Raw genomic sequence first — 2,188 nt, forward strand, 5'->3', positions numbered from 1 at the left:
CGTCGTCGTGACGGCGGGCGGCGACCCGGCCCCGGCCGCCCCGCCAGCGGCGACCGCGCCGCCGGCCGACGCGCGCTCGTTCCTGCTGGCGAGCGCCGAGAAGGCCGAGCGGGCGCCCGCCGCGGCGGGCCGGTACTGGTACACCGAGTACACGACCGGGCAGGTCATCGACACGAAGACCGACCCCGCGACGGTCCGCCCGCCCGCGGACGGGCGCCGCCCCCGGCCGGAGAAGCTGCCGTACACGTACGAGCTGCGGCACGGGCAGCGCTCCTGGATCGCGCGCGACGGCGACGACCCCAGCCGGACGGTCACCGGCATCGGCGCGGAGGCCGTGTTCCCCACCCCCGAGGACGAGGCGGCGTGGAAGCGCGCCGGGTCCGAACCGCTGGTCCCGGAGGAGCTGCGGCGGGAGTCGGTGAACGACTACGACATGGCGATCTTCTACCAGCTCGGGAACGGGCGGCTGTCCACGGCGGACCTGCGGAAACTGCCGACGGACGCGGCCGGGCTGGCGGCGGAGCTCCGCCGCCGGTTCGACGCCGACGCCCGCCGGTCCGAGGCGGACGCCCGCGGCGCCGACCCCGAGGTCCGCCGGTTCATCGAGGAGACGCGGCCCTCGTTCTCCGAGTTCGTCTTCACCGCAGCGGCGGACCTGCTCGCGGGCCCGCTCACCCCCGGCACGAAGGCCGCGCTGTACCGGGTGCTGGCCGCGCGGCCGGACGTCCGGTCGCCGGGCACGGCGACCGACCCGCTCGGCCGGCGCGGCGTGGCGCTCGTCCTGCCCATGACGGCGTCGGACCAGGCGCTCGGGGTCCGCCTGATCATCGACCCGGAGTCGGCCGAGCTGCTCGCCTACGATTCCGGCGTCCTGACGATGTCCTACACGCGCACGGGGTGGGTCGACAGGATCGGCGCCCGCCCCTGACGCGACCGCCCACGGAGAGTATCCGGATCGGCACCCCTGGCGGTCGCCGGAGGTTATAGCCTTCCCACCGTGTCCGGATTGACGATTCCCCAACCCCAGTTCCCCGACGACGACGGCGGCGCCGATCCCCGGCTCTGCGAGGCGCTCGCGGGGTACGCGGCGGGACGGGTCGGCCAGCACACCGTCCTGCGCCGCCTCCAGGGCGCCCGGCTGCTGGTGCCCGTCGTGGCGATCCTGACCGAGGAGGAGGACGTCGCCCCCGGGGAGCTGCGGCGCGAGAAGTCGAGCGACATGGCGCTGCCCCTGCTGACCGGCGAGGACGGGCGCCGCGGCGTGCTCGGGTTCACCTGCGCGGAGACGATGAGGGCGTGGCGGGCCGACGCCCGGCCGGTGGCGGTGCCGGCCGGGCAGGCGTGCCGCGCGGTGCTGGACGAGAACGCCGACGCCCTCGTGATCGACGTGGCGGGGCCCGTCCCGTTCGCCGTGGACGGGCTGCGGCTGCACCTGCTCGCCGAGGGCCGTCCCATCCCGGCGCCGCACGAGGACCCGGACGTCCTCGCCGCGGTCGAGGCCGCGTTCGGTTCCGACGAGGCCGTCGCGGGGGTCCGCGTCACCGAGGGCACGGCCGCCGAGCTGGCCGTCCGGTTCGCGGTGAACCCGGGGCACGACGAGCGCCGCACCGTCCAGCGGGTGTCGGACCGGCTCGCGGAGGTGCTGCGCGGCCGGATCGTCGGCGGCGTCGAGCTGAGCGTCGTCCGCCGCGCGTAGAACCGGTCGACGCGGCCTCCGCCCGGTCGCGATCCTGGACCGATGCACGGCTCTGACAACGTCGCCTCCGAGGGGCGCGACCTGCTGATGCTCTTCCTGCTCTCCGACGTCGGCGAGGACGACGCCCCCACCCGGATCCGCGTGGGGTCCCACCTGGACGTCCCGCCCATCCTGGAGCCGGCAAGCGACCGCGGCCTGACCTTCATGGAGATCGCCGAGCGCGCCGTGCCCGCCACCGGGCATGGTCCCGTCGCGCTCGCGACCGGACGGGCGGGCGACGTCTACCTGTGCCACCCGTTCCCGGTGCACGCCGCCCAGCCGCACCGGGGCACCGAGCCGAAGTTCATGGCGCAGCCGCCGCTCCTCCCCGTGGGCCCGCTCCGGGACGACTCGCCCGTCGCGGCCGCGATCCGCCGCGGCCTGGCCGGCTGACCCGGCCCGCCCCGGCCACGAGGGTCGCCCGGCGGCTCGGACGGGCGACGCCGTGCGCGG

2 protein-coding genes and 1 pseudogene are annotated in these 2,188 nt (G+C 76.6%); all 3 read left to right on the forward strand.

Translation table 11 applies throughout. From position 1 onward, the window contains the following. Positions 1-928 (forward strand): annotated as a pseudogene (locus ACFQ11_RS37575) (hypothetical protein); the annotation flags it as partial. A gap of 69 nt (positions 929-997) precedes the next feature. Continuing rightward, entirely contained in the window at positions 998-1,696 is a 699-nt protein-coding gene (locus ACFQ11_RS37580) for an SseB family protein (RefSeq protein ID WP_378307710.1), read from the forward strand. Positions 1,697-1,738: 42 nt separating this feature from the next. Further along, a complete protein-coding gene (locus ACFQ11_RS37585) occupies positions 1,739-2,128 on the forward strand; it encodes a hypothetical protein (protein WP_378307711.1) in 390 nt (129 codons plus the stop codon). Positions 2,129-2,188: the final 60 nt, after the last annotated feature.

It is taken from the genome of Actinomadura sediminis (genome assembly GCF_042675525.1).
GTDB classification, from domain to species: Bacteria; Actinomycetota; Actinomycetes; order Streptosporangiales; family Streptosporangiaceae; genus Spirillospora; species Spirillospora sediminis.

What these genes read in the sequence shown, in the direction of transcription:
- ACFQ11_RS37585 (WP_378307711.1), top strand. Translation starts at nt 1,739, where the DNA reads ATGCACGGCTCTGACAACGTCGCCTCCGAGGGGCGCGACCTGCTGATG.